This window comes from Pseudomonas arabinosi (assembly GCF_047758675.1).
GTDB lineage: Bacteria > Pseudomonadota > Gammaproteobacteria > Pseudomonadales > Pseudomonadaceae > Aquipseudomonas > Aquipseudomonas arabinosi.
This window is the reverse complement of sequence record NZ_CP180480.1, coordinates 1826154-1851308: the sequence shown is the minus strand read 5'-3', so window position 1 is coordinate 1851308 and position 25155 is coordinate 1826154. Positions and strand designations below refer to the sequence as shown.

The 25155-nt window shown below is 60.1% G+C and carries 26 protein-coding genes; 10 read left to right on the top strand and 16 right to left on the bottom strand.

From position 1 onward, the window contains the following. Positions 1-106 precede the first annotated feature (106 nt). Entirely contained in the window at positions 107-346 is a 240-nt protein-coding gene (locus tag ACMXYJ_RS08590; RefSeq protein ID WP_415759462.1) for a CopG family ribbon-helix-helix protein, read from the top strand. Beyond that, a complete protein-coding gene (locus ACMXYJ_RS08585) occupies positions 336-620 on the top strand; it encodes a type II toxin-antitoxin system RelE/ParE family toxin (RefSeq protein WP_415759461.1) in 285 nt (94 codons plus the stop codon). Before ACMXYJ_RS08590 ends, ACMXYJ_RS08585 begins: the two co-directional genes overlap by 11 nt. A 25-nt stretch (positions 621-645) precedes the next feature. Here ACMXYJ_RS08585 and ACMXYJ_RS08580 read toward each other — a convergent pair whose 3' ends face one another. Beyond that, positions 646-1557, bottom strand: coding sequence for a LysR substrate-binding domain-containing protein (locus ACMXYJ_RS08580; RefSeq protein WP_415759460.1), 912 nt, complete (start codon positions 1555-1557; stop codon positions 646-648). A 77-nt stretch (positions 1558-1634) separates the two neighbouring features. Between ACMXYJ_RS08580 and ACMXYJ_RS08575 the strand changes: the two genes are divergently transcribed. Then, positions 1635-2123 carry a DMT family transporter gene (locus tag ACMXYJ_RS08575; protein ID WP_415759459.1) on the top strand — a complete coding sequence of 163 codons (489 nt, stop codon included), beginning with the start codon at positions 1635-1637 and terminating at the stop codon, positions 2121-2123. A gap of 68 nt (positions 2124-2191) precedes the next feature. On the opposite strand, the gene ACMXYJ_RS08570 is transcribed toward ACMXYJ_RS08575, so the two are convergent. From ACMXYJ_RS08570 to ACMXYJ_RS08555, 4 genes are all read right to left on the bottom strand, one after another. After that, complete coding sequence (locus tag ACMXYJ_RS08570; protein WP_415759458.1) at positions 2192-3523, bottom strand: MFS transporter; 1332 nt, start codon at positions 3521-3523, stop codon at positions 2192-2194. A 186-nt stretch (positions 3524-3709) separates the two neighbouring features. Continuing rightward, the gene (locus tag ACMXYJ_RS08565) at positions 3710-4636 is read right to left on the bottom strand and encodes a hydroxymethylglutaryl-CoA lyase (protein ID WP_415759457.1); all 927 of its coding nucleotides are present in this window, start codon (positions 4634-4636) and stop codon (positions 3710-3712) included. Continuing rightward, complete coding sequence (locus ACMXYJ_RS08560; RefSeq protein WP_095127972.1) at positions 4633-5826, bottom strand: CaiB/BaiF CoA transferase family protein; 1194 nt, start codon at positions 5824-5826, stop codon at positions 4633-4635. Before ACMXYJ_RS08560 ends, ACMXYJ_RS08565 begins: the two co-directional genes overlap by 4 nt. Positions 5827-6064: 238 nt before the next feature. After that, positions 6065-6973 (bottom strand): LysR family transcriptional regulator, encoded by a 909-nt coding sequence (locus tag ACMXYJ_RS08555; RefSeq protein WP_415759456.1) that lies wholly within the window; start codon positions 6971-6973, stop codon positions 6065-6067. A 239-nt stretch (positions 6974-7212) separates the two neighbouring features. Between ACMXYJ_RS08555 and ACMXYJ_RS08550 the strand changes: the two genes are divergently transcribed. Further along, entirely contained in the window at positions 7213-8448 is a 1236-nt protein-coding gene (locus ACMXYJ_RS08550) for an aminotransferase class I/II-fold pyridoxal phosphate-dependent enzyme (RefSeq protein ID WP_415759455.1), read from the top strand. A 21-nt stretch (positions 8449-8469) separates the two neighbouring features. After that, positions 8470-9636, top strand: coding sequence for an MFS transporter (locus ACMXYJ_RS08545; protein WP_415759454.1), 1167 nt, complete (start codon positions 8470-8472; stop codon positions 9634-9636). Here ACMXYJ_RS08545 and yiaY read toward each other — a convergent pair. Then, a complete protein-coding gene (gene yiaY, locus ACMXYJ_RS08540) occupies positions 9633-10781 on the bottom strand; it encodes an L-threonine dehydrogenase (protein WP_415759453.1) in 1149 nt (382 codons plus the stop codon). The two genes, ACMXYJ_RS08545 and yiaY, sit on opposite strands and share 4 nt — an antisense overlap. A 156-nt stretch (positions 10782-10937) precedes the next feature. On the opposite strand from yiaY, the gene ACMXYJ_RS08535 reads away from it, so the two are divergent. Beyond that, the gene (locus ACMXYJ_RS08535; RefSeq protein ID WP_415759452.1) at positions 10938-11957 is read left to right on the top strand and encodes a DUF4917 family protein; all 1020 of its coding nucleotides are present in this window, start codon (positions 10938-10940) and stop codon (positions 11955-11957) included. Positions 11958-12073: 116 nt separating this feature from the next. Here the strand turns inward: ACMXYJ_RS08535 and ACMXYJ_RS08530 are convergent, their stop codons facing one another. Beyond that, entirely contained in the window at positions 12074-12616 is a 543-nt protein-coding gene (locus ACMXYJ_RS08530; RefSeq protein ID WP_415759451.1) for a helix-turn-helix domain-containing protein, read from the bottom strand. Between the two features lie 159 nt (positions 12617-12775). On the opposite strand from ACMXYJ_RS08530, the gene ACMXYJ_RS08525 reads away from it, so the two are divergent. Together ACMXYJ_RS08525 and ACMXYJ_RS08520 are read left to right on the top strand one after the other, a co-directional pair. Next, a complete protein-coding gene (locus ACMXYJ_RS08525) occupies positions 12776-13558 on the top strand; it encodes an aldolase (protein WP_095127978.1) in 783 nt (260 codons plus the stop codon). A gap of 29 nt (positions 13559-13587) precedes the next feature. Continuing rightward, positions 13588-14475, top strand: coding sequence for a dihydrodipicolinate synthase family protein (locus ACMXYJ_RS08520; RefSeq protein ID WP_415759450.1), 888 nt, complete (start codon positions 13588-13590; stop codon positions 14473-14475). Positions 14476-14604: 129 nt separating this feature from the next. On the opposite strand, the gene ACMXYJ_RS08515 is transcribed toward ACMXYJ_RS08520, so the two are convergent. From ACMXYJ_RS08515 to ACMXYJ_RS08505, 3 genes are read right to left on the bottom strand one after another with little or no spacing between them, the layout of a single operon-like run. Next, entirely contained in the window at positions 14605-14949 is a 345-nt protein-coding gene (locus ACMXYJ_RS08515) for a YegP family protein (protein ID WP_415759449.1), read from the bottom strand. A 57-nt stretch (positions 14950-15006) separates the two neighbouring features. After that, positions 15007-15312 (bottom strand): ribbon-helix-helix domain-containing protein, encoded by a 306-nt coding sequence (locus ACMXYJ_RS08510; RefSeq protein ID WP_223449613.1) that lies wholly within the window; start codon positions 15310-15312, stop codon positions 15007-15009. Positions 15313-15326: 14 nt separating this feature from the next. Further along, complete coding sequence (locus ACMXYJ_RS08505; RefSeq protein ID WP_008152949.1) at positions 15327-15908, bottom strand: DJ-1/PfpI family protein; 582 nt, start codon at positions 15906-15908, stop codon at positions 15327-15329. Between the two features lie 294 nt (positions 15909-16202). On the opposite strand from ACMXYJ_RS08505, the gene ACMXYJ_RS08500 reads away from it, so the two are divergent. Continuing rightward, positions 16203-17108 carry a DMT family transporter gene (locus ACMXYJ_RS08500; RefSeq protein ID WP_415759448.1) on the top strand — a complete coding sequence of 302 codons (906 nt, stop codon included), beginning with the start codon at positions 16203-16205 and terminating at the stop codon, positions 17106-17108. Positions 17109-17168: 60 nt separating this feature from the next. Here ACMXYJ_RS08500 and ACMXYJ_RS08495 read toward each other — a convergent pair whose 3' ends face one another. From ACMXYJ_RS08495 to ACMXYJ_RS08480, 4 genes are all read right to left on the bottom strand, one after another. After that, positions 17169-18383, bottom strand: coding sequence for a class I SAM-dependent methyltransferase (locus tag ACMXYJ_RS08495; RefSeq protein WP_415759447.1), 1215 nt, complete (start codon positions 18381-18383; stop codon positions 17169-17171). A gap of 282 nt (positions 18384-18665) precedes the next feature. Next, positions 18666-19283 carry a TPM domain-containing protein gene (locus ACMXYJ_RS08490; protein WP_415759446.1) on the bottom strand — a complete coding sequence of 206 codons (618 nt, stop codon included), beginning with the start codon at positions 19281-19283 and terminating at the stop codon, positions 18666-18668. 33 nt (positions 19284-19316) lie between these two features. Further along, positions 19317-20069, bottom strand: coding sequence for a TPM domain-containing protein (locus ACMXYJ_RS08485; RefSeq protein WP_415759445.1), 753 nt, complete (start codon positions 20067-20069; stop codon positions 19317-19319). A 43-nt stretch (positions 20070-20112) separates the two neighbouring features. After that, the gene (locus tag ACMXYJ_RS08480) at positions 20113-20724 is read right to left on the bottom strand and encodes a LemA family protein (RefSeq protein WP_033058913.1); all 612 of its coding nucleotides are present in this window, start codon (positions 20722-20724) and stop codon (positions 20113-20115) included. A 236-nt stretch (positions 20725-20960) separates the two neighbouring features. Here ACMXYJ_RS08480 and bglX point away from each other — a divergent pair, with 236 nt between their 5' ends. Then, complete coding sequence (gene bglX, locus ACMXYJ_RS08475; protein WP_415759444.1) at positions 20961-23252, top strand: beta-glucosidase BglX; 2292 nt, start codon at positions 20961-20963, stop codon at positions 23250-23252. Positions 23253-23376: 124 nt separating this feature from the next. On the opposite strand, the gene ACMXYJ_RS08470 is transcribed toward bglX, so the two are convergent. Continuing rightward, a complete protein-coding gene (locus tag ACMXYJ_RS08470) occupies positions 23377-24534 on the bottom strand; it encodes a phospholipase D-like domain-containing protein (RefSeq protein WP_415759443.1) in 1158 nt (385 codons plus the stop codon). A 1-nt stretch (position 24535) separates the two neighbouring features. Continuing rightward, positions 24536-25126, bottom strand: coding sequence for a YceI family protein (locus ACMXYJ_RS08465; protein ID WP_415759442.1), 591 nt, complete (start codon positions 25124-25126; stop codon positions 24536-24538). Between the last annotated feature and the right edge of the window lie 29 nt (positions 25127-25155).

The window sequence follows — 25155 nt, the reverse complement described above, 5'->3', positions numbered from 1 at the left end:
CGGTAGGTCTGTTCAATCATTTGTTACGGCAGACGAACGGGGGTGGCCTACCCCCCCGCATGACGCGGTAGTATGTTGTATTACAAACCACTACATCGAGACCGTCATGTCCGTCATGTCTTTGCGCTTGCCAGACGAACTAGCCGATACGCTCGCCAACCTTGCCAGGGCCACGGGTCGCAGTAAGTCATTTCTCGCAGTGGATGCTCTGCGTGAATATCTCGCGAGGGAAGCCTGGCAAGTTGAAGAAATTCAGAAAGCGCTGAAAGAAGCCGATGCCGGTGACTTCGCAACGCCGGAAGAAGTGAATGCAATCGCCGACAAGTGGACAGCCAATGCGCGTTGAGTGGCTGCTTACTGCATTAAAGAATCTCGATGACGAAGCCGCGTACATCGCGATGGAAAACCCAAAGGCGGCGGCAGATTTCGTTCAAGCCATTCTCGACAGCGTTGATCACCTTGCTCGATTTCCCGCGACAGGTCGAGAAGGTCGCTTGCCCGGGACTCGTGAATGGGTTTTGCCCGACCGGCCGTATCTGATTCCCTATCGAGTTCGCCAAGGTCGCTTGCAAGTGCTCAGGATCTTCCATACTCGGCGACTTCCCCCCACCAATTGGTAGATTTCAGCGTGCGCCACCCTGAAGATCAATCCCGCCTGATCCCCTCCTCGATCCGCCCATTCAACCAATTCAACGCCTGATCCCCGCCCCGCCGCTTGTGCCAGACCAACACAAACGTAAACGACGGAATATGAAACGGCGGCGGAACCACGATCAACGACTGCTCATCGATATTAAGCAACCCTCGGGAAGCGACGGTGAGGATCAGGTCGGTGCCGCTGATGAACTCGGGGGCGACGCTCCAGTGCGGCAGGCTGATCGCCACGCGACGGCGTTCACGCAGGGCTGTCAGGGCCCGTTCGATTTCCGGGGTGCCGCTGCCGCGCATTTCCAACAGGACGTGGGGGCGGGCGAGGTAGGTCGGCAGGTCGAGCACGCCATCGGCGGGCAGGCTGTTGCGGTCTGCCAGACAGGCGTAGTGCTCTTCGAACAGCGGCGTGCTGCGCAACTCGTTCGGCAACTCTGGAAAGACGCCTGCCGCCACGTCGATGTCGCCGTTGAGCACTCCATCGAGCATGCCTTCGCGGCTGGCATGGCTGATTTGCAGGTCGATGCCCGGTGCTTCCCGGCGCAAGGTCCGTATCAACCTCGGCAGAACGATTGCAGCGCCATAGTCGGACATCGCCAGTCGAAACGTGCGCTTGGCGGTGGCCGGATCAAAGGTGTTCGGCGCCAGCAGCGATTGCACCTGAGCCAGTGCTTCGGCCAAAGGTGCTATCAACTCCAGGGCTCGCGGGGTTGGCACGAGGCTGGCGCCTGCCCGGACCAGCAAAGGATCGCCGAGCAGATCACGCAACCGCGCCAAGGCATGACTGACGGCCGGCTGACTCAGGTGCAGGCGCTCGGCAGCACGGGTCACGTGTTGTTCGCTGAGCAAGGCGTCGAGGATCACCAGCAAATTGAGGTCGACGCGCCGAAGATCATTCATCTGATGCATGTTCTGGATAGCTATTTGGAATTTAAATCTGCGCTACGAATACTCTAGAGTCCAGCAAAACCTGTTGGAGATTCATCATGAGTACGTTGCATTGGGCCGGGCTGTTGCTGCTGGCCGTGATAGCCGGGGCGGTGGTGCCTTTTCAAAGCGCGATCAACGCCAACCTCGGGCGCGGTTTGGGCCATCCATTGTGGGCGACCCTCGCGTCGTTGTTGGTGAGTATTGTGGTGGTGTTGCCGGTTATGTTGGCGTTGCGTTTGCCGTTGCCGTCGCTGGCGTTCATCAGCAAGGCGCCACTGTGGATGTGGACCGGTGGCGCGTTTGGGGTGTGCTTTATTTCGCTGGCGCTGATGTTGCTGCCCAAACTCGGGGCCTCGGGGTTTATTGCTTTGGCGCTGGCGGGACAGGTGGTGGCGTCGCTGGTGCTGGATCACTTCGGGTGGTTTGGGTTGGTGGAGCGGCATATAACAGTGCCGCGGGTGTTTGGGGCGGTGTTGTTAATGGCTGGAGTGGTGTTGATTCAGTTCGGTGGCACATTGGAAAAAACGATAACAGCAACGTCTTGATCGCAGGCGGCGCCAGCTCCAACAGGGATGCGTGGTCCATGTAGGGGCTGGGGTAGCCTGCGAAACTTTTAAAACTTGTCGAGCGTACGAAGCTTCTGCGGCAACCCCCACAGCAGCAGCGCGACGGCGATCAGCGCCGCGACGCCGATGACATACAGCGCCGGCGTGGTGCTGCCGGTCAGGTCCTTGATTCGCCCTACCATCACCGGGCTGACGATGCCGCCGAACTGGCCAAGGGTGTTGATAACCGCGATCCCGCCAGCAGCCCCTGCGCCAGCACCGGCCAGCAGTTTGGGCGGCAGGGTCCAGAAGCTCGGGATGGACGCGATGATTCCGGCACCGAGCAAGCCCAGCGCGACAATCAGGAAGGTCGTGTGGTTAGCGAAAATCCCCGCACAGAAGAACCCCACCGCACCCACCGCGACCAGACCTGCGACAAACTTGCGTCGTTCACCGGTCGAGTCGGACAACCGCCCGATCACCACCATGCTGATGGCGCCGCAGATGTAAGGGATGGCGGTCAGCAAACCAATCATTACCGGGCTTTCGGTGCCAGCGCTGCGAATCAGTTGCGGGGCCCAGAAGTTCAAGCCGTAGGACGCCACCTGAATCAGGAAGTAGATCAACCCGAGGGTCAGGAAACCCGGAATCCGCAGTGCGGCGAGCAACGAGCCGCCGCTCTTGTGCGGTTCATGGTGAGCGATACGGCTGGCCAGCAGCGTTTTCTCCGACGGCGTCAGCCAATGGGCGTCTTCGATGCGGTCCTTGAGCAACGTCAGCACCAGCAAGCCAAGGCCGATGCAAGGCACACCGCCGAGCAAAAACAGCCAGTGCCAGCCGCGCATATCCATAAAGCCGTCGAGGTGTTGCAACACCAGCCCGGAGAACGGAGCGCCGACCAGACCGGCAAACGCCGACGACAGAAACAACATCGACGTGATGCGCCCGCGATAGTGCTGCGGGAACCACAGCGTCAGGTAATACAACACACCCGGCGCAAAACCGGCCTCCATCGCGCCAATCACAAAGCGCAGCGCGTAGAACTGCCATTCGCTATTGACGAAGACCATGGCGGCGGTGGCGAGGCCCCAGGACATCATGATCCGGGCGATCCAGCGCCGGGCGCCGACCTTGTACAGCATCATGTTGCTCGGCACTTCGAAGATCACGTAACCGACCACGAACAGCCCGGCGCCGAGGCCGTAAGCGGTGTCGCTCAGGCTCAGGTCGGTCTGCAGCTGGAACTTGGCGAAGCTGATGTTGATGCGGTCGAAAAACGCGAACAGGTAGCAAACCATGATCAACGGCATCAGGCGCCAGGCGACTTTGCTGACCAGGGCTTTTTCTTCGTCGTGGCTAACGGACGGGCTCGCGCCCGCCTCCAGTACATTAAGGTTCATGATGGTTCTCCAGGCGGACTGCCCCGTGGGTGTCCGATTGTTTTTGTTGTCTGGTTGAGAGGATCTGTTTACGAGCTTTTCTGTGGGAGCGAGCTTGCTCGCGATGACTGAGTCATATCCGACATAGCAATTGACTGCCCCACCGCTATCGCGAGCAGGCTCGCTCCCACAAGGTTTTGAGTTGGGTCAGGACGGCGTCGGATGCAGATCGCAATTGCGTCCGGCCTTGGCCAGCTGTCCGGGCACTTCGTGGCCCAGCAGCGCGGGTAATCCTCGCGACAGTTGCAGCAACAGCGGCAGATCGATGCCGGTGTGAATGCCGATTTCATCGCACAGGTTGACCAAATCTTCAGTGCAAATATTGCCCGAGGCACCCGGCGCGAACGGGCAACCGCCGAGCCCGCCCAGTGCCGCGTCAAAGCGTCGGGCACCGGCCTCGTAGGCGGCCAGCACGTTGCACAGACCGAGCCCGCGAGTGTTGTGGAAATGCAGGGTCAGGTCAGCCGGCGAAACCCGCTGCAAGACCCGCCGCACCAGACGATCAACCTGCCGCGGATTGGCCATGCCGGTGGTGTCGGCCAGGGTAATACCCTGAATCCCGAGCTCCTGATAAGCCTCGACGATTTGCAGCACGCGATCCTCATCGATCTTGCCTTCAAACGGACAGCCGAAGGTGGTGGCGATGCTCGCGTTGAGTCGCACCGTCGTCCCGCGAACGAATTGCACGATCTCGCCGAACGCGGCCAATGAGGCTTCGCAACGCATGCGCATGTTGGCCAGGTTGTGGGTCTGGCTGGCGGACATCACCAGATTCAACTCGTCGGCCCTCGTTGCCAGCGCCCGTTGCGCGCCTTTCAGGTTGGGGATCAACGCGACGTAGATCACCCCCGGTTGCCGAGTGATGCCCTTGAACACCAGCTCACCGTCGCGCAGCGCCGGAATCGCCTTGGGGGAAACGAACGAACCTGCTTCGATGCGACTGAAACCGGCCAGCGACAGCTGATCGATCAAGGCAATCTTGTCGACGGTTTCGACCCAGGTCGGCTCGATCTGCAAGCCGTCGCGGGGGGAGACTTCCTGAACAATCAGGGCCTCGGAAAAATCAGTGATCATTGCACCACCCCTGCAGCTTTCAGCCGTTCGATGTCCGAACCGGTAAGGCCCAGCTCCGCGAGGATGCCGTCGGTGTGCTGGCCCAGCGTAGGTCCGGACCAGTTCACGCCACCGGGGGTTTCGGACATTTTCGGCACGATACCCGGCATCTTCACCGTGGCGCCGCCGGGCAGGTCGGCGTTGAGCAGCATGTCCCGCGCCTGATAGTGCGGATCGGCGACGATGTCGGCAACCGAATAGATGCGCCCGGCCGGGACTTCGGCAGCTTCCAGTGCCGACAACACCTCGTCGATCGGCAGGCTGCTGGTCCAGTGAGTGATCGCCGCGTCAAGCACGTTGCTCTTGGCGGCACGCCCGTCGTTATGGGCAAATTCCGGCGCATCGGCCAGATCACGGCGACCGATGACGTCCATCAAGCGCTTGTAGATCGGGTCGCTGTTACCGGCGATCACCACGTAGGCGCCATCGGCCGTGAGGTAAGTGTTGGACGGCGCGATACCCGGCAAGGCCCCGCCGCTGCGCTCACGAACATGGCCGAGCATGTCGTATTCCGGCACCAGGCTTTCCATGACGTTGAACACGCTTTCAGCCAAGGACACATCGACGACTTGCCCACCGCCCTGCCCGGTCTTGACCCGCAGCAGCGACATCAAGGCACCGATCACCGCGTGCAGCGAAGCCAGGGAATCGCCGAGGCTGACACCCACCCGGGCCGGCGGTGAACCGGGGGTGCCGGTGGTGTAGCGGATTCCGCCCATGGCCTCGCCGATGGCACCGAACCCGGGACGATCGCGGTACGGGCCGGTCTGGCCATAACCGGAAATGCGCACCAGCGTCAGATTGGGGTTGAGGGCATGCAATACGTCCCAGCCCAAGCCGAGTTTTTCCAGGGCGCCGGGGCGCAGATTTTCGATCAACACGTCGGCGCTGGTCGCCAGTTGTTTGACCAGTTCAATGCCTTCGGGGGATTTCAGATTCAGCGCCAGGGACTTCTTGTTTCGCGATTGCAGGTACCACCACAGCGACGTGCCTTCGTGCAGCTTGCGCCATTTGCGCAACGGGTCGCCCTGCCCCATGGCTTCGATCTTGATCACTTCGGCGCCGAACTCGGCGAGCATGCGTGCGGCGAACGGCGCGGCAATCAGCGTGCCGATCTCGATCACTTTGATTGCACTCAAGGGGGCAGTCATCGCGGGGTACCTCATGTTGTTCTTGGAATATGAGCCAAGGCTAGAGGACCACGGTGCCTGGAATCCAACCTTCAGTTGGCAACGAACGTTCGCGAAACGCGAACGCCTTGAAGATTGCTGCGACCTCAGGTCAGCCATCGCGAGCAAGCTCGCTCCCACAGGGGGTTTATGTGCGCCGCAGATCAACTGTGGGAGCGAGCTTGCTCGCGATGGGGCCAGTCCATCCAATCGAGACTGATCAGACCTGGCCACGCAACTGCTCGAACAACATCCGGCTCACCGGCGACAGCGCCGCTTCATCGCGCACCACCAGAACCAACGCGCGATCCGACCAGTCATCCGTCAACGGCACCGCGTGCAAGCCCAGCGCCCGGCCAAACAGTTCATAGGCCTTTTGCGGCAGGATGCCGATGCCCATGTTGGCCTGGACCATCCGGCACATGGCGTCGAAACCCGGTACATGAATCCGCAGCCGCAATACTTTGCCGGCCTGGCGCGCGGCTGCGTGGGTACGCATATTGATCGAACTGGCGGAATGCAGACCGACGTAATCGCTGTCCAGCGTATCGGCGAAAGCCAGGCTGGAACGATTCGCCAACGGATGATCGGGCAGCATCAACACCATCAGTTTGTCCTGTTGATAAAACACGCTGTGCAGACCTTTGACGTCGCTGTCACTGGAACAGATCCCAAGGTCGGCCACGCCATCCAGCACACCCTGAATCACCCCGCTGCTGGGGCGTTCTTCGAGGTCGGTCTTGACCTGAGGATGACGCTCGGAAAAGTCCCGCAGGTCTTCGGGCAGAAACTGAATGATCGCCGACAGGTTGGCGAGCATCCGCACATAGCCGCGGATACCGTGGCTGTGCTCGCCCAGTTCGAGCCCCATTTTCTCGACGTTGAACAGCATCTGCCGGGCATGGTGCAACAAGGTTTCACCGGCCGGCGTCAGGGTCATGCCCTTCGCCTGGCGCACGAACAGACTGATGCCCAGCGCTTCTTCCAACTCCATCAGCCGCTTGCTGGCCGCCGACACGGCGATGGCTTCACGCGCGGCGGCACGGGTCAGCGTGCCCTCCTCATGAACGGCGACAAACAGCTGGAGAGTGATCAGGTCGAGGCGGCGGATCAGGCTTTTTTGCAGCATGGAGGGCTCGATGACTTCTGTTCGACTGAGCCGGCAGGATAGCCCTGTTTCTACGCGACTCGGAAAAGCAAATTGCCCACAACATCACGAGGCATCGCCCTACACATAAATCTCTTGTAACACTCAGCCGTACCGGAAACAGCCGATTCAAAGCCTCCGCCGCGCTCTGTAAAGTCTGGAAACACACACGAACTGCAACAAACCCATGGATCGTTTCACTCAAGGAAAGTCATTTTCATATGGACCAGACAGCACAGGCGGCAAACCGCTACACCAACTACCGCAAAGTCATCGCGTTGGCCGATCACGATTGGGAGAGCGCTGAAGCCGGGAAAATTTCGGGGCTTAACGTCGAAATCAAAAGTGCCAACCGGATGCTCGATCAGCACGGGCGCGCGTTTCATCATTTCTGCACGACGTCGTACCTGGGCCTGGATCACCATCCCGACATTCTCGACGGCGCCATGAATACCCTGTGGGAAACCGGCACCCTGCGCGTCGCCAACTCAAAGAACCGCTGCAAGCTGGCGATTCTGGAGCAGTACGAAACCGAACTGTCCGAGTTGTTCGGCGCCAGTTGCCTGAGCACCTTGTCGTGCAGTGCAGCGAGTGCCGGAATCCTGCCGTTGCTGGCCAGCGGCGTGTTCACGGAAAACCGCCCTCCCGTGATGGTCTTCGACCGGTTGGCGCACTACTCGATGAATCACCTCAAAGCCGCCTGCGCCGATGAAACCACGGTCGTGACCTGTCCTCATAACGACATGGATTTTCTCGAGAAGCAATGCCAGCAACACCGCACCGTCGCGTATGTCGCGGACAGTGCCTACAGCATGGGCGGGGTCGCAGACCTGGACAGTCTTTTGTATCTCAAGGACCGCTATGGGTTGTTTCTCTATCTGGACGATTCCCACGCGCTGTCCGCCGTCGGAACATTCGGCGCTGGCCTCGTGCGCCCCAGGTTGCACACCCTGGGGGATGACTGCCTGATCGTCGCCTCGCTGGCCAAGTCGTTTGGCGCCAGCGGTGGTCTGGTGATGCTGGGCAATGAACGGCAGAAGAGGCTCATTGCACGTTACGGCGGCCCCAGCAATTGGTCGCAAAGCCTGAACAGTGCAGCCATTGGCGCGGGCATAGCGTCCATTCAGCTTCATCGCACGCCGGAATTTGCCGCGTTGCAGGAAAAACTTCAGGGTAATATCCAGCTCTTCGACAGCCTCATCCGCACCGATCAACACAACAGCAACATGGCCATTCGATTGGTCAACTGCGGCGAAGCAGCGCTGGCCAACAGCATCGCCATGGAACTGGCCAATCACGGTTTCTTCACCTCGGCCGTGTTTTTCCCGGTGGTCGCACAGGGCAAGGCAGCCATCAGAATCACCCTGCGCGCCGACATGGAACCGACGCTGATCCGCCACTTTTGTGAACTCATTACCGAGCTTTTACGCACTCAAGGCCGGGACATCGGCTGTTGAACTGAAATCAGAGAAGTTTCAATGAAGAGCAGCACCACCCTCCTCGTCACCTGCTGCACGGTTTTCCTCGCCCAGTTGGGCATGAGCATTTACCTGCCGGCGCTGCCGGACATGGCCCGGGATCTGTCCGCCGACGCCTCGCAGGTGTCCTGGGGGCTGGCGGTGTATCTGATTGGCATGGCGTTGCCGATGTTGTTCTGGGGCAGCCTGGGCCAGCGCATCGGTCGCAAACCGGTGCTGCTCGCCGCGCTGGGCATCTACGGGTTGGGCAATCTGGCCCTGCCCCTGAGCCAGACGCTTGAATCGTTCCTGGCGTTTCGACTGGTTCAGGGCATTGGCGCCAGCGGCATTTCGGTCATGGCTCGGGTGCTGATTCGAGACAGTTTCCGCGGCGACCTGCTGGCCAAGGCGTTGTCCTGGATTTCGATTTCCTTTGTGGTGGCGCTGGGGATCGGCCAATACTTGGGGTCGATCATCCAGGTGGCGCTGGGCTGGCCAGCGATTTTCTACTTGTTGGGAGGTGTGAGCCTGATGATGGGGTTGGTCGTGGCTCGGGTCAGGTTCCCGGTGCTGGCCGAGGAGAATGCCCCGTCATCCGCCTGGCCGAGCTACTGGCGCATTTTGCGTCATCGAGCCTTTCTGCTGCCGGCCCTCACCGGCGGCCTTGGGTACGGGGTGATTGTGGCGTTCAACACCGCAGCGCCGCTGATTCTGCAAGGACCGTTCAACTGGTCGGCCGTGGAATACGGGTTGTTGGGCTGGCCGATCAGCGCGGCCTATTTTCTGGGGGCTTTGGCGGTCAATGGCTTTGTACTTCGCACCGGTCAACGCGGGTTGATGACGGCGGGCGTAGGGCTGGTGCTGGTCGGCAGCGCGGTGATGTTGCTGGGGAGTCTGGCGGGTACTTCAGTGGCGCTGCTGTTCTGGTTGCCTTATTGCGTTGCGGTGTTCGGCCAGTCGTTGACTTACCCGATCAGCCTGTCCCTGGCCAATGACGGATCGCCGGTCGGTGGTGCGTATGCGATGGCGTTGAGCGGTTTCATTCATCAACTGATGGCCGCCGTTATCGGCGGGATCGCCAGTTTGATCGCGAGCCCGCAAGCATGGCCGTTGTCGCTGTTGTGTACCTTGCTGGCGTTAGGCGCGATGCTCTGCGTGATGCTCGCGCCCGGTCGCAAAACCTCCTAAAACGCGCTGCGGAAAATCTCTTCGATCTGGCGCTGATCCGCCACACGAGGATTGGTCAGGCCACACGCATCTTTCAAGGCATTGGTGGCGAGGATCGGGATGTCGTTGAGCTTGGCGCCGAGCTCACGCAAACCGGCGGGAATTTCCACGTCTTTAGACAGGCTGCGGATCGCCACGATGGCCGCCTGGGCGCCCGCTTCCGGGGTGAAACCGTGAACATCGGCGCCCATCGCAAGGGCGACATCGGTGAGGCGATCGGCGCAAACCAGCGCGTTAAAGCTTTGTACGTGAGGCAGCAAGACCGCGTTGCACACACCATGCGGCAAGTCGTAGAACCCGCCCAACTGGTGAGCCATGGCGTGGACATAACCCAGGGATGCGTTATTGAACGCCATGCCGGCGAGGAACTGCGCGTAGGCCATGTTTTCCCGCGCGGCCATGTCACTGCCGTCGCGGACGGCCAGGCGCAGGTTGTTGCTGATCAACGTGATCGCCTTCAGTGCGCAGGCATCGGTGATCGGATTGGCAGCAGTGGAAACGTAGGCTTCGATGGCGTGGGTCAACGCGTCCATGCCGGTGGCAGCCGTCAGGCCCTTGGGCATGGCGACCATCAGCGCCGGGTCGTTGACCGACAGCAACGGCGTGACGTTGCGATCGACAATGGCCATTTTCACGTGACGGGATTCGTCGGTGATGATGCAGAAACGGGTCATCTCGCTGGCGGTGCCGGCGGTGGTGTTGATGGCGATCAGCGGCAGTTGCGGTTGGGTGGATTGATCGACGCCTTCGTAATCGCGAATCTGCCCGCCGTTGGTTGCGCATAACGCGATGCCTTTGGCGCAGTCATGGGGCGAACCGCCGCCCAGGGACACCACGAAATCACAGCGGGTTTCTTTCAGCAGACCCAGACCGCTCTCGACGTTGGCGATGCTCGGGTTAGGCTTGGCGCCGTCGAAAATCACCGAATCGATGTCCTGCATCGCCAGCTTCTCGGCAATCATCTTCGCGACACCCGCCTTGGCCAGCCCGGCGTCGGTGACGATCAGCGCCTTGCGAAAACCATACTTGCGAATGGCGTCCATGGCTTCGTCGAGGCAACCGATGCCCATGATGTTCACGGAGGGGATGAAAAACGTGCTGCTCATGAGCGAGTCTCCTGGCTGAGGCCGAATCGGCAGCGCCGATCTGGCGGGTACCCACAGGATCGACCTATCGGCTATGAAGTAACTTGATCTGGCTCAAGTCTTGGTCGTGATAAAGTCGCCGCCCATCAGACCTTCTGCTTTGAGACTTTGAACGCAATGACCGATTTCCAGGATGTTGATGCCCAACTTGAAGACTGGAACGCCTTGCGCGCCACCGCCTCGTTCAGCGGCCTGCTGGTGGGCAACGGCGCCAGTCGCGCCGTGTGGGACGACTTCGGCTACGACTCGCTGTTCGAAAACGCCCGTACCGTCGAAGAAAAACCCCTGAGCCAGTCCGAGTTGAGCGTGTTTGACGCCCTGCAGACGCGCAACTTCGAGCAGGTGCTCAGCGCGCTGAAAACCACCAGCCGGGTCAACAAGGCCCTGGCCGTGAGTTCCGCGGCACCACGCAATCGCTACTATGCGATCAAGGAAGCGCTGATCAACACCGTGCACGCCGTGCACATCCCGTGGCGGCTGGTGGTGCCTTCAACGCTGGCGGCGATCAATCAGGAACTGGGCCGTTACCGGACCGTGTTTACCACCAACTATGACTTGCTCAATTACTGGGCAACTCAGCACCAGCCTGATGCGATCAGCGACCTGTTTCAGGGCGCAGAATCAAGCTTTGACCTGAGCGCCACGGCGACCGATAAAACCCGGCTGCTTTACTTGCATGGCGGGTTGCATCTGGTGCGGAATCAAGACGGCACGGCGCGCAAACTGATATCGACCGAGGGCACATTGCTCGGCAGTTTCGCGATCAACAACACGATCAAGACCCTCGACGACGTGCCGCTGTTCGTCAATGAAGGTCCGGCGCAGGACAAGCTCAAAACCATTCGCAGCTCGGACTATCTGTCGTTCTGCTACGGCCAGTTACTTGGTCATGGCGACGGGTTGTGCCTGTTTGGCCATGCCCTGGGTGAGCAGGACAGCCACATCATCCACGCCTTGCGCCAGGCGAAACCGCAGGTGGTGGCGATCTCGATTTATCCGCGCAGCAAGGCGTTCATTCAGCACCAGAAGCGGCACTACGCGAAGGTGTTTGAGGGGACCGGGAGTGAGTTGCGGTTTTTTGATTCGAAGACGCATGCGTTGGGCAGCCCGAAGCTCACGGTGCCGGTCGAGGTTTAGCGGCGACGCGGCTGACGCCATCGCGAGCAGGCTCGCTCCCACAGGGGGAATGCATTCCAATGTGGGAGCGGGCTTGCTCCAGGCGGCGTTCCGACGAAGGCGTCAGACCAATCGACTCATTCCTCAGCGCTATGTACGACCACCAACAACTGCGCCTGAACCTCGCCCACTGACCGTATCCGGTGCGGTTTCTGCGCGTTGAAGTGCAACGCGTCCCCTCGATTGAGCAGCACTCGCTCGATCATGAAGTCCACTTCCACCTGCCCCTCATGCACGAACAGAAACTCCTCCCCCAAATGTTCCTTGAAGGACTTGTCGGTAAACTCGGTCGGCGGGTAAATCATGAACGGCAGCAAGCTGCGCTCACTGACCTGATGGGCCAGCACCGCGTAACCCGGGCTGTCATCGTTGGCCGCCAGTGACTGGCGCTCATCGCTGCGCACCAGGCTGTAACTGTCGAGGCTGACGTTGTCTTCGGAGAACAACTCCTCGACCTTCACGTTCAGTGCCTTGGCCAGTTTCAGGGCGGCAGCGATCGACGGGGTGTTCAACCCGCGTTCGACTTTCGACAGATAGCTCTTGGTCATGCCGGACTTTTCGGCCAAGGCCTCCAGCGTCACGCCGAGTTTTTTTCTCAGTAATTTCAAACGGATAGACATGTAGAGCGATTAATCCATCAAGGGAGCAACGATTGTTCCTTGCCAATGACACAAAGTGTCATATAGCATCACTTGTGTCATTTGCATTCACCCATGACCTTGCGAGCAACGAGTGAACGGCAAATCCGACGTCCATTGAACCACCCAAAGGACACCGATATGGCCAAGACCTTAGCACTACCCAAAGAGCAACTGGTCAAGCAAGCGCTGACCCAGATGCAAAATACCCTGGCGGATAATACGTGGACCGACCGGCAAAAGCTGGCCCTGACCTGCCGGATTCTGTTCGAGAACGGCCACGATTCTGGCCTGGCCGGGCAGATTACCGCCCGCGGCCCGCAACCGGGCACCTACTACACTCAACAACTGGGCCTGGGTTTCGACGAAATCACCGCCAGCAATCTGCTGCTGGTCAACGAAGACCTGGACGTGCTTGAAGGCCACGGCATGCCCAACCCGGCCAACCGTTTCCACAGCTGGGTGTACCGCGCGCGGCCAGACGTGAACTGCATCATCCACACGCACCCGACCCACGTTGCCGCGCTGTCGATGCTCGAAGTGCCGCTGCAGATTTCCCACATGGACCTCTGCCCGCTCTACGACGATTGCGCGTTTCTCGAAGGCTGGCCGGGCGTGCCGGTGGGCAACGAGGAAGGTGAACTGATTGCCGCCGCTCTGGGCGACAAACGGGCGATCCTGCTTTCGCACCACGGCCAATTGTCCACCGGCGCGACCATCGAAGAAGCCTGTGTCATTGCGCAACTGATTGAACGAGCGGCCAAGCTGCAATTGCTGGCCATGAGCGCCGGGACCATCAAGCCGATCCTGCCGGAGTTGGGCCGCGAAGCCCATGACTGGATCGCCAGGCCGAAACGTCACGCCGCCGCTTTCAACTACTACGCTCGGCAGAACCTGCGTCAACACGCCGATTGCCTGAACTGAAACCACTCATTTTCAAGAGGAGAGTCGCCATGTCGACCCCAACCATTCACGGCATCATCGGCTACACCATCACTCCGTTCACCGCCAACGGCGAAGGCGTTGATCTCGACGCGCTCGGGCGCTCCATCGACCGCCTGATCGACGGCGGCGTCCACTCTATCGCACCGCTGGGCAGCACCGGCGAAGGCGCTTACCTGAGCGACGCGGAGTGGGATCAGGTCAGCGAATTCAGCATCAAGCACGTGGCCAAACGTGTACCGACCATTGTCAGTGTGTCTGACCTGACCACGGCCAAAGCCGTGCGCCGGGCACGTTTCGCCGAAGCCCACGGCGCCGACGTGGTGATGGTGCTGCCGACCTCCTACTGGAAACTCAGCGAAGCGGAAATCCTCGCCCACTACCGCACCATCGGCGAGAACATCGGCGTACCGATCATGCTCTACAACAACCCGGCCACCAGTGGTACCGACATGTCGGTGGACCTGATCCTGCGGATTTTCAATACCGTGGACAACGTGACAATGGTCAAGGAAAGCACCGGCGACATCCAGCGCATGCACCAGCTGCAACGACTCGGCGAAGGTCAGGTGCCGTTCTACAACGGCTGTAATCCATTGGCGCTGGAAGCCTTTGCAGCAGGCGCGAAAGGCTGGTGCACGGCGGCACCCAACCTGATCCCGCAGCTCAATCTTGATTTGTATGAAGCGGTATTGGCCAACGACTTGGGCAAGGCACGCGAACTGTTCTATCGCCAGTTGCCGCTGTTGGATTTCATTCTGAAAGGTGGCTTGCCGGCGACCATCAAGGCCGGTTTGCGCGCCACCGGGCTGGAAGCGGGCGATCCGCGGTTGCCGGTGTTTCCACTCGGCGAGGCGGGTTGCAGTCAGTTGCAGGGATTGTTGAACGCATTGCGCTGATCGTCAGATTCACACAAAACACTGTGGGAGCGAGCCTGCTCGCGATAGCGGTCTGACATTCAACATTTATGTTGACTGTTATGGCCTCATCGCGAGCAGGCTCGCTCCCACATTAGGTAGCCGGTGTGTTTAGAGCACCGGCAGGGTCTTGTCCTTGATCACCGTGGTCGGCCCGTTGACCTTCACGCTGGCGATGCCTTTCTCCAGCGCGGCAGTGGAGGTGTAAGCCTCGCTGCTACCGATGATCTCGTGGTTACCAGCCTTGAGGTTGAAGTAAGGATGGCCATCCTTGGTGGTTTTCCTCTCGTAGCGTTCATCCTTCGGGCTGTTGCTCTGAACCGACACGATGCCTTTGTCAGCGGCAGCGCGGGTGGTGTACAGCTCGCTGGTCAGAATGGTTTCCGCGTTAGCGGCCTTCAGTACAAATTTGAACTGACCATTGCTGCTTTTGCTCACTTCATACCATCCAGACATGCTCTTACTCCTTGGCAATTGAGAGGTTTCGCGCTTCAGAGTAAAGACCAACCTGCCCTACTTCACCACCGCACGCACCACCGATAATTCCGGTGTCTGCACCCGTCGCTGACTCAAATACCGCGTACAACTGACCCGCAAAAACGAGGCGAAATTCACCACCTCGCCGCGGTAGTCCATCACCTCTTCATACAGCTTGGCGATCAACTGGTTGGTGGTCATGCCGTCGACCTCGGCGATTTCGCTGAGGATGTCCCAGAACTGATTCTCCAGCCGCAGGGTGGTGACCACCCCGCAGATGCGCAGCGAGCGGGAGCGCGATTCGTAGAGAATCGGATCGGCTTTGACGTAGAGCTCGCACATGGAAAGGTCCCTCGTTACAGCGTGATTTTGGTGCCCAGCAACCCGAGGAAACCGGCGAGCCAGCTCGGGTGCGCCGGCCAGGCTGGCGCAGTGGCCAGATTGCCTTGTACGTGGCCTTCCGTCACCGGGATATCGATGAACGTACCGCCCGCCAGGCGCACTTCTGGGGCACAGGCCGGATAAGCGCTGCACTCGCGACCTTCGAGAATCCCCGCGGCCGCCAGCAATTGTGCGCCGTGACACACAGCGGCAATCGGTTTGCCGGCCTTGTCAAACGCGCGCACCAGTTCCAGGACTTTTTCGTTCAGGCGCAGGTACTCCGGCGCACGACCGCCCGGCACCAGCAGGGCGTCGTAGTCCTCGGACTTGACCTTGGCAAAGTCGAAGTTCAGGGCAAACAGATGACCGGGTTTTTCGCTGTAGGTCTGGTCGCCTTCAAAGTCATGGATCGCCGTGCGTACGGTCTGACCGGCGGTTTTGTCCGGGCAAACGGCGTGCACCGTGTGGCCAACCATCAGCAGCGCCTGAAACGGCACCATCACTTCGTAGTCTTCGACGTAATCGCCGACCAGCATCAGAATTTTTTTAGCCGCCATGGGGAGGACTCCTCTGGGAAATACGTGGGCCTGCAGGAGTATTCAAGGTAGTCCTTAATCAGCATGGCAGGTAATACCCGACTACTACGCAAATCACCTGTAGGCGCTGCCGAAGGCTGCGATCCTTTGATCTTTAAAAATCAAAGTCAAAAGATCGCAGCCTTCGGCAGCTCCTACGTTGCGAGCATTACTCGCAACTGTACGGATAACTCTGCGCCTAGCTGTAACAGCGCGATCCCCGCGGTTTATGGCTAGATGAAGGTCTTCCCGCCACCCTAGATTCTGGTTGCCATCATGTCCTCGCGCGAAAACACCGGCATGGCCCTCGGCCTGCTCGGCGTTGTGATCTTCAGCCTCACCCTGCCCTTCACACGGATCGTCATGCAGGAACTCCATCCGCTGCTCAACGGCTTGGGCCGTGCGCTGTTCGCGGCGGTTCCGGCGGCGATGTTGTTGCTGTGGCGCCGGGAAAAGTGGCCGACCTGGAAACAGGTCAAAGGCCTGACCTTGGTGATTGCCGGGGTGATCCTCGGCTTCCCGGTGTTGTCCGCCTGGGCGATGCAAACCTTGCCGGCGTCTCACGGCGCACTGGTCAATGGATTACAGCCGTTGTGCGTGGCGCTGTACGCCGCGTGGTTGTCCCACGAACGACCGTCAAAAGCCTTCTGGGCCTGTGCCGCGCTAGGTAGCGCGCTGGTGTTGGGTTATGCGCTGATCAGCGGGGCCGGCAGCATTCAGGCCGGTGATTTGCTGATGCTCGGCGCGATTGCCGTGGGCGGTTTGGGGTACGCCGAGGGCGGCCGATTGGCCAAGGAGATGGGCGGTTGGCAGGTGATTTGCTGGGCGTTGGTGCTGTCGACGCCGCTGCTGATCGGGCCGGTGGTGTACCTGGCGCTGCAACATCAGGGCGAGATTTCGGCCAAGACCTGGTGGGCCTTCGGTTACGTCTCGCTGTTTTCGCAGTTCATCGGTTTCTTCGCCTGGTACGCCGGGCTGGCGATGGGCGGCATCGCCCGGGTCAGTCAGATCCAACTGTTGCAGATCTTCTTCACCATCGCTTTTTCGGCGCTGTTCTTCGGCGAACACATCGAGCCGATCACCTGGCTGTTTGCCGCCGGGGTGATCGTGACCGTGATGCTGGGACGCAAGACCGCCATCAAACCAAGTGTGGGAGCGGGCTTGCTCGCGAAAGCGGACTAACAGCCAACGTAGATGCTGGATCTAACGGCCCCTTCGCGAGCAAGCCCGCTCCCACAGGGGTCAGAGGTAACCATCGGCCCGCAGCAGGGTTTCCAGGCAATGTTCGCTGATGTGGTAGAAATCCTTCAGTTCCTGAATCTTCACCAACAGCTGGGCCGGATCAATCGGCTCGGCACGTTTGACCGCCAGGATCATCTTGTTCTTGTTGGTGTGGTCCAGTGAAATGAACTCGAACACTTTGGTCTCATAACCACAGGCTTCCAGGAACAACGCACGCAAACTGTCGGTGACCATTTCCGCTTGCTGGCCCAAATGCAGACCGTATTGCAGCATCGGCTTGAGCAGCGCCGGGCTCTGGATCTGCAGGCGGATCTGCTTGTGGCAGCACGGCGAGCACATGATGATCGAGGCGCCGGAACGAATGCCGGTGTGGATCGCGTAGTCGGTGGCGATGTCGCAGGCATGCAGCGCGATCATCACGTCCAGCTCGCTCGGCGCGACGCTGCGCACATCACCGCACTTGAACACCAGCCCCGGATGCTCGAGCTTTGCGGCCGCGGCATTGCACAAATCCACCATCTCTTCGCGCAGCTCGACACCGGTGACCACGCCTTCGGCCTTCAAGGTGTTACGCAGATAGTCATGGATCGCGAACGTCAGGTAACCCTTGCCCGAACCGAAATCCGCCACCTGAACAGGTTTGTCCAGCGCCAGCGGTGAGGTGGTCAGTGCATGGCTGAAGACCTCGATGAACTTGTTGATCTGCTTCCACTTACGCGACATCGCCGGGATCAGCTCGTGTTGCTTGTTCGTCACGCCGAGGTCGGCGAGGAACGGCCGGCTCAGGTCGAGGAAGCGGTTCTTCTCGCGGTTGTGCTCGGCGGACGGCACTTCACGCAATTGCTGAGGTTTGCTCTTGAACAGTGAAGACTTGCCCTTTTTGCTGTATTCCAGCTGAGCTTCATCCGTCAGCGACAGCAAATGCGCATTTTTGAACGATGCCGGCAAGAGTGCAGCGATGGTCGCTACGCCCTCGGCAATTGGCAAATTCTTGGTGATGTCGCGGGTTTTGTAGCGGTAGACGAAGGACAGGCAGGGCTGATCCTTGACCGTTAGTTGCTTGATGATCAGCCGCTGCAAGTCCACTTCAGTGCCGACGTACTTGGCCAGCACCAGTTTGATGAAGGCGTTCTGGTCAAGACTGGATTGCAGCAGGTCAATGAACTGGGCGTGATGATCCGGCGCGAGGCTGGCGGGAGTGGCGGTGACAGACATGGGAAAAACGGCCTCGGGCGGTGCGGATCGGGGAATGGCGGGTATTTTAGGGGGGATGGGGGTTGGGGACACGCAGTTATTTACCGAACGGTTTGAAAACCACCCCTCACCCCAGCCCTCTCCCAAATGGGGAGAGGGGGAAAGGGAGCCGATCTTCAAGCTTTTCAAACCTGAGTTCGACTCGATTTCCCCGGTCGAAAAATATCTAGAGAACACATCGGTCAGTCCCCTCGCCTCTCGGGGCGGTCCGACGTTTCGGGAGGGTTAGGGTGAGGGGGGCTTTTAGCCCAACACCACCAACCGATTCGGCAACTCATTCCTCACATGCGTCACCGGCACATGCACCTTGAGCAACTCGCCGCACGCCTCCACACACGTCACAAACCCCTGCAACGTCTGCCCTTGCTTCACCTGCTCAGTAAACGCCGCAACAATCCCATCCCAGTTCTTGTTGTCCAGCCGCTTGGAAATCCCTTCATCCACCAGAATTTCCACATAGCGTTCAGCCTCGCAGACAAAAATCAGCATCCCGGTGCTGCCCACTGTGTGGTGCAGGTTCTGCTCCAGAAACTGCCGGCGCGCCAGGTTCGAGGCGCGCCAATGACGCACCGAGCGCGGGATCAGGTGCGTGGTGATTTTCGGAATACGGAACACCAGGCACAGCACGATGAACGTGATCCATTGCACCATCAGCAAGCTGTGCAGGGTCAGCCAGCCGGTCAGGTAATGCACGACACCCGGCACCACCAGCGCCAGCAGGCTGGCCCAGAGCAGCGGGATGTACGCGTAGTCGTCGGCGCGGGCCGCGAGCACGGTCACCAGTTCGGCGTCGGTGTCGCGCTCGACCCGGGCAATCGCCTCGGCAACTTTGCGTTGTTCGTGTTCGGTCAGTAATGCCATGTCTAAGAATGCCCACTCGCTATTGTTGTGTGATCACCAGCCGCCCGAGGAACCGCCTCCCCCGAAACTGCCCCCGCCGCCGCTGAAGCCCCCGCCTCCACCGCCACCACCAAAACCTCCACCGCCGAACCCGCCGCTCGAACCGCCTCGCCCACCGCCGCTGGGCAGGATCCCGAGCATCTGGCAGACAAACATCGTCAGGATGAACAGCATCACCAGAAACACGAAGATCCCCGGATGCCGTGAGACAAAGTCGCTTTCCTGATTGCCGCCGGAGTCATACACCGTGGAAGGCTCATCCAGCGGATTGCCACCCAGCACCACGAGCATCGCCGCGACCCCGTCGCTGATGCCCTTGCTGAAGTTACCGGTCTTGAAAGCCGGGGTGATCACCTGATTGATGATCACCGAGCTCTGCGCATCGGTCAGCCGATCTTCCAGGCCATAACCGACTTCAATCCGCAGCTTGCGATCGTCACGCGCAACGATCAGCAGCGCGCCGTTGTTCTTGTCCTTCTGGCCGATGCCCCAGTAGCGCCCCAGTTGATAACCGAAGTCCGCAATGTCGGTGCCCTGTAAATCCGGCAACGTGACCACCACCAGCTGCTCGCCGGTGGATTTTTCATGAGCCTGAAGCTGTTGCGTCAGTTGCTCACGCACCGCAGGCTCGATCATCTGGGCGTTATCAACCACCCGCCCGGTCAGTTCCGGAAACTTCAACGCAGCCTGGGCCGTCAGGGCAAATACCCAGAGCAACAGCACCAGGCCAACTTTCAACACGCGCATTGGCAACCTCATCCTTGGTGACGCTTCAAGCCCCTTGCGGCGCTTACTGGAACTTCACTTGAGGCGCTTTTTCCGCATCGGGGCTGGTGGCCTCGAAGGTTTCGCGGATCGGCAAATCGCTGTACATCACGCTGTGCCACAGGCGACCGGGGAATGTACGGATTTCCGTATTGTATTTCTGCACGGCGAGGATGAAGTCCCGACGCGCCACGGCAATGCGGTTCTCGGTGCCTTCAAGTTGCGATTGCAACGCCAGGAAGTTCTGGTTGGCCTTGAGGTCCGGGTAACGCTCGGACACCACCATCAAACGGCTCAAGGCACCGGTCAGCTGATCCTGGGCCTGCTGGAACTGTTTGAGTTTTTCCGGGTTATCCAGGGTCTTGGCATCGACCTGGATCGAAGTGGCCTTGGCCCGGGCTTCAATCACGGCGGTCAGGGTTTCTTCTTCGTGCTTGGCGTAGCCCTTGACGGTTTCCACCAGGTTGGGAATCAGGTCGGCACGGCGCTGGTACTGGTTCTGCACCTGGCCCCAGGCGGCCTTGGCCTGTTCGTCGAGGGTCGGGATCGTGTTGATGCCGCAGCCGGCCAGCAGTGTGGTCAGCAACATCAAGGCTGCAACCTGCAGGCTCGATCGATAGTGGTGTCGTACATTCATCTGGTTGATGCTCCCTTGCACATTCCGTTGAAAAACAACCTTCGAACTTTGAACCCGGCTCTTGGGGCATAATCTGCCGCCGCTACTGGATTGCATCGAGCCAATGGGCTAAAAGATGCCCCAGCGCGAAAACACGCAGAAGTGTGCTGCATTTACCTGAACAACAATAGTCGCTCCCTAAATTTTGGCTGACCGGCGCGTATTCACTGCCGTTTAGGCTTTTGAGAAAACTATTCATGAAGAAGCTGTGTTTGCTGGGCCTGTTCGTCAGCCTGGCCAGTCATAACGTATTGGCCGCCACGACGCCCACACCTCTGGAAAACAAGGACGCGTTCATCAGCAACCTGATGAAGCAAATGACCCTCGATGAAAAAATCGGCCAGTTGCGCCTGATCAGCATCGGCCCGGAAATGCCTCGGGAGCTGATCCGCAAGGAAATCGCAGCCGGCAACATCGGTGGCACGTTCAACTCGATCACCCGCCCGGAAAACCGTCCGATGCAGGACGCGGCCATGCGCAGCCGGCTGAAGATCCCGATGTTCTTCGCCTATGACGTGATCCACGGCCACCGCACCATTTTCCCGATTCCGATCGCCTTGGCCTCGAGTTGGGACATGGACGCCATCGGCCGGTCCGGGCGCATCGCCGCCAAGGAAGCCGCAGCGGACAGCCTCGACATCACCTTCGCGCCGATGGTCGACATCTCCCGCGATCCGCGTTGGGGCCGGACTTCCGAAGGCTTCGGTGAAGACACGTACCTGGTGTCGCGCATCGCCGGCGTGATGGTCAAAGCCTTCCAGGGCACGGGCGCGAACGCGGCCGACAGCATCATGGCCAGCGTCAAGCACTTTGCCCTGTACGGCGCGGTCGAGGGTGGCCGCGACTACAACGTCGTCGACATGAGCCCGGTCAAGATGTTCCAGGACTACCTGCCACCGTACCGTGCGGCAATCGACGCCGGTGCTGGCGGGGTGATGGTCGCGCTGAACTCGATCAACGGCGTGCCGGCCACCGCCAACACTTGGCTGATGAACGACCTGTTGCGCAAACAATGGGGCTTCAAAGGCCTGGCCGTCAGCGACCACGGGGCGATTTTCGAGCTGATCAAACACGGCGTTGCCCGTGACGGTCGTGAAGCCGCGAAGCTGGCGATCAAGGCCGGCATCGACATGAGCATGAACGACACCCTCTACGGCAAAGAGCTGCCGGGGCTGTTGAAGGCGGGCGAGATCCAGCAAAGCGACATCGACAACGCCGTGCGTGAAGTGCTCGCCGCCAAGTACGACATGGGCCTGTTCAAGGACCCGTACCTGCGCATCGGCAAGGTTGAGGATGATCCGGCCGACACGTATGCCGAAAGCCGCCTGCACCGCACCGAGGCCCGTGACGTCGCGCGCCGCAGCATGGTGTTGCTGAAGAACCAGGGCGAAACCCTGCCGTTGAAGAAAACTGCAAAAATTGCCCTGGTCGGCCCGCTGGCCAAGGCACCGATCGACATGATGGGCAGCTGGGCCGCCGCCGGCAAACCCTCGCAGTCGGTGACCCTGTTCGACGGCATGACCAGCGCACTGGGCGCGCAATCGACGCTGATCTACGCCCGCGGCGCCAACATCACCAGCGACAAGAAGGTCCTGGATTACCTGAACTTCCTCAACTTCGACGCACCGGAAGTGGTGGACGATCCGCGTTCGGCCCAAGTGCTGATCGATGAAGCGGTGAAAGCCGCCAAGGATGCCGATGTGGTGGTGGCAGCGGTGGGCGAGTCCCGTGGCATGTCCCACGAATCGTCGAGCCGCACCGACCTGAACATCCCGGCCAACCAGCGCGATTTGATCAAGGCCCTGAAGGCCACCGGCAAACCGCTGGTGCTGGTGTTGATGAACGGCCGTCCGCTGTCGATTCTCGAAGAGAAGGAACAGGCTGACGCGATTCTGGAAACCTGGTTCAGCGGCACCGAAGGCGGCAACGCCATCGCCGACGTGCTATTCGGCGACTACAACCCGTCGGGCAAATTGCCGATCACCTTCCCGCGCTCGGTGGGTCAGATTCCGACCTACTACAACCACCTGAGCATTGGCCGGCCGTTCACGCCGGGCAAACCGGGCAACTACACCTCGCAGTATTTCGATGACACTACCGGGCCCCTGTTCCCGTTTGGTTTCGGCCTGAGCTACACCGATTTCAGCCTGAGCGACATGGCGCTGTCGTCGACCACACTGAACAAAACCGGCAAGCTCGACGCCAGCGTCATGGTGAAAAACACCGGCAAGCGTGACGGCGAAACCGTGGTGCAGTTGTACATCCAGGACGTGACCGGCTCGATGATCCGCCCGATCAAGGAACTGAAGAACTTCCAGAAAGTCATGCTCAAGGCCGGCGAACAGAAAGTCGTGCACTTCACCATCACCGAGGATGACCTGAAGTTCTTCAACGCCCAGCTCAAGTTCGCTGCCGAGCCGGGCAAGTTCAACGTGCAGATCGGCCTGGATTCCCAGGACGTGACGCAGCAGAGCTTTGAGCTGCTGTAATCCCGGCGCACTGATCGTTCCCACGCTCCGCGTGGGAATGCAGCCCGTGACGCTCCGCGTCACTGGACGCGGTGCGTCCCTAGAGGCATTCCCACGCAGAGCGAGGGAACGATCTGGACGACGACTATCCCCGTCGATCCAGCAGATTCACCACCAGCCGATCCACCCATCCCCAAATCCTTTGCTTCACCCGCCGCCACAGCGGCCGGCGTTGCCATGCCTCCAGGCTGACTTCCTGGCTCTGCGCAAAGTCCCTCTCGAAACTCGCCGCCACCGCCTGCGTCAGCCCAGCGTCCAGCGCTTCAAGGTTGGCTTCCAGGTTGAAACGCAGATTCCAGTGATCGAAATTGCACGAGCCGATGCTCACCCAGTCGTCGATCAGGACCATTTTCAGGTGCAGGAAACACGGCTGGTATTCGAAGATCTTCACCCCGGCCTTGAGCAATCGCGGGTAGTAGCGATGCCCGGCGTAGCGCACCGACGGGTGATCGGTGCGTGGCCCGGTCAACAGCAGGCGCACATCGACACCGCGGGCGGCCGCCCGGCGCAGTGAGCGACGGACTTTCCAGGTCGGCAGGAAATACGGCGTCGCCAGCCAGATCCGTCGCTGGCCGCTGTTCAGCGCGCGAATCAGCGATTGCAGGATGTCCCGGTGCTGGCGGGCGTCGGCATAGGCAACCCGGCCCATGCCCTCGCCCATGGACGGCACGCGTGGCAGACGCGGCAAGCCAAAATGCGAAGCCGGCTTCCAGGCGCGCCGATGCCGGTTGGCGATCCATTGGCGGTCGAACAGCAACTGCCAATCGATAACCAAGGGGCCGGTGATTTCCACCATCACTTCGTGCCATTCGCTGGTGTCTTCGCCCGGCGTCCAGAATTCGTCGGTCACCCCGGTGCCGCCCACCACGGCCATGCTCTGATCGACCAGCAACAGCTTGCGGTGATCGCGGTAGAAGTTGCCCACCCAGCGCCGCCAGCTCAGGCGATTGTAGAAACGCAGCTCCACGCCCGCCGCCATCAAACGCTGACGCAAATTCAGGGTGAACGCGAGGCTGCCGTAATCATCGAACAGGCAGCGTACGCGCACGCCACGTTCGGCGGCCTGGACCAACGCCTGAACCATCGCCTCGGCACAGGCGCCCGCCTCCACCAGGTACAACTCCAGCTCGACCTGCTCTTCGGCGCGGGCAATCGCCACCAACATCCGTGGAAAAAACTGCGGACCGTCGATCAACAGTTCAAAACGGTTGCCTTCACGCCAGGGGAAAATCGCGCCGGCCATGTCAGCGCGCCGTGAAAATCAGTACCGCACTCACCGGCACCGACAAACTGATGGCCGACAAACCGGCGACCTTGCGCAAACTTTCCAGGCCGGGGACCAGGTCGAAATCCGCCGCGTTGATTATCAGCGGTTCGAGGGTCACCACCTGGAAGCGCCGGTCATCGAGACGGGTGGCCAGCAGTTCGGCGTTGTATTCGTGTTGTTTGCCATGGAGGTTGACCGTCAGCGGCAGGCGCAATTCAAGTTGCGCGCCGGGTGCGAGGTCGTTGATCGGCCGCAGATCAATCTGCGCAGTGATCAGCGCTTCGGGGAAAGTCTGGATTTCAAACAGATCCTTGCGCATGCGTTCATCGCGCAACGGAATACCGCTGTTGACCGAGTCCACCTCGATTTCAACCTGCGCCAACCCCTTGGGATCGACCTTGCCGTGCAGCACCAGAAAGCGCTGCACTTCGGAGATATGGGTGTTTTTTGTGCTGATGAACGACAGCCGCGAGGACTCGCCATCCAGATACCAATCGGCGTGGGCCGACACGGTGGCACCGGCCAGCAGCAGGAAGGCGAGGGTTTTGCAGAGGAAGCGGTTGAACATAGAGACTCATGGGGCAGATAAACCTGCAC

Coding starts and splice junctions, on each gene's coding strand:
- ACMXYJ_RS08590 (WP_415759462.1), top strand. CDS start 107: ATGTCCGTCATGTCTTTGCGCTTGCCAGACGAACTAGCCGATACGCTC.
- ACMXYJ_RS08585 (WP_415759461.1), top strand. CDS start 336: ATGCGCGTTGAGTGGCTGCTTACTGCATTAAAGAATCTCGATGACGAA.
- ACMXYJ_RS08580 (WP_415759460.1), bottom strand. CDS start 1,557: ATGCATCAGATGAATGATCTTCGGCGCGTCGACCTCAATTTGCTGGTG.
- ACMXYJ_RS08575 (WP_415759459.1), top strand. CDS start 1,635: ATGAGTACGTTGCATTGGGCCGGGCTGTTGCTGCTGGCCGTGATAGCC.
- ACMXYJ_RS08570 (WP_415759458.1), bottom strand. CDS start 3,523: ATGAACCTTAATGTACTGGAGGCGGGCGCGAGCCCGTCCGTTAGCCAC.
- ACMXYJ_RS08565 (WP_415759457.1), bottom strand. CDS start 4,636: ATGATCACTGATTTTTCCGAGGCCCTGATTGTTCAGGAAGTCTCCCCC.
- ACMXYJ_RS08560 (WP_095127972.1), bottom strand. CDS start 5,826: ATGACTGCCCCCTTGAGTGCAATCAAAGTGATCGAGATCGGCACGCTG.
- ACMXYJ_RS08555 (WP_415759456.1), bottom strand. CDS start 6,973: ATGCTGCAAAAAAGCCTGATCCGCCGCCTCGACCTGATCACTCTCCAG.
- ACMXYJ_RS08550 (WP_415759455.1), top strand. CDS start 7,213: ATGGACCAGACAGCACAGGCGGCAAACCGCTACACCAACTACCGCAAA.
- ACMXYJ_RS08545 (WP_415759454.1), top strand. CDS start 8,470: ATGAAGAGCAGCACCACCCTCCTCGTCACCTGCTGCACGGTTTTCCTC.
- yiaY (WP_415759453.1), bottom strand. CDS start 10,781: ATGAGCAGCACGTTTTTCATCCCCTCCGTGAACATCATGGGCATCGGT.
- ACMXYJ_RS08535 (WP_415759452.1), top strand. CDS start 10,938: ATGACCGATTTCCAGGATGTTGATGCCCAACTTGAAGACTGGAACGCC.
- ACMXYJ_RS08530 (WP_415759451.1), bottom strand. CDS start 12,616: ATGTCTATCCGTTTGAAATTACTGAGAAAAAAACTCGGCGTGACGCTG.
- ACMXYJ_RS08525 (WP_095127978.1), top strand. CDS start 12,776: ATGGCCAAGACCTTAGCACTACCCAAAGAGCAACTGGTCAAGCAAGCG.
- ACMXYJ_RS08520 (WP_415759450.1), top strand. CDS start 13,588: ATGTCGACCCCAACCATTCACGGCATCATCGGCTACACCATCACTCCG.
- ACMXYJ_RS08515 (WP_415759449.1), bottom strand. CDS start 14,949: ATGTCTGGATGGTATGAAGTGAGCAAAAGCAGCAATGGTCAGTTCAAA.
- ACMXYJ_RS08510 (WP_223449613.1), bottom strand. CDS start 15,312: ATGTGCGAGCTCTACGTCAAAGCCGATCCGATTCTCTACGAATCGCGC.
- ACMXYJ_RS08505 (WP_008152949.1), bottom strand. CDS start 15,908: ATGGCGGCTAAAAAAATTCTGATGCTGGTCGGCGATTACGTCGAAGAC.
- ACMXYJ_RS08500 (WP_415759448.1), top strand. CDS start 16,203: ATGTCCTCGCGCGAAAACACCGGCATGGCCCTCGGCCTGCTCGGCGTT.
- ACMXYJ_RS08495 (WP_415759447.1), bottom strand. CDS start 18,383: ATGTCTGTCACCGCCACTCCCGCCAGCCTCGCGCCGGATCATCACGCC.
- ACMXYJ_RS08490 (WP_415759446.1), bottom strand. CDS start 19,283: ATGGCATTACTGACCGAACACGAACAACGCAAAGTTGCCGAGGCGATT.
- ACMXYJ_RS08485 (WP_415759445.1), bottom strand. CDS start 20,069: ATGCGCGTGTTGAAAGTTGGCCTGGTGCTGTTGCTCTGGGTATTTGCC.
- ACMXYJ_RS08480 (WP_033058913.1), bottom strand. CDS start 20,724: ATGAATGTACGACACCACTATCGATCGAGCCTGCAGGTTGCAGCCTTG.
- bglX (WP_415759444.1), top strand. CDS start 20,961: ATGAAGAAGCTGTGTTTGCTGGGCCTGTTCGTCAGCCTGGCCAGTCAT.
- ACMXYJ_RS08470 (WP_415759443.1), bottom strand. CDS start 24,534: ATGGCCGGCGCGATTTTCCCCTGGCGTGAAGGCAACCGTTTTGAACTG.
- ACMXYJ_RS08465 (WP_415759442.1), bottom strand. CDS start 25,126: ATGTTCAACCGCTTCCTCTGCAAAACCCTCGCCTTCCTGCTGCTGGCC.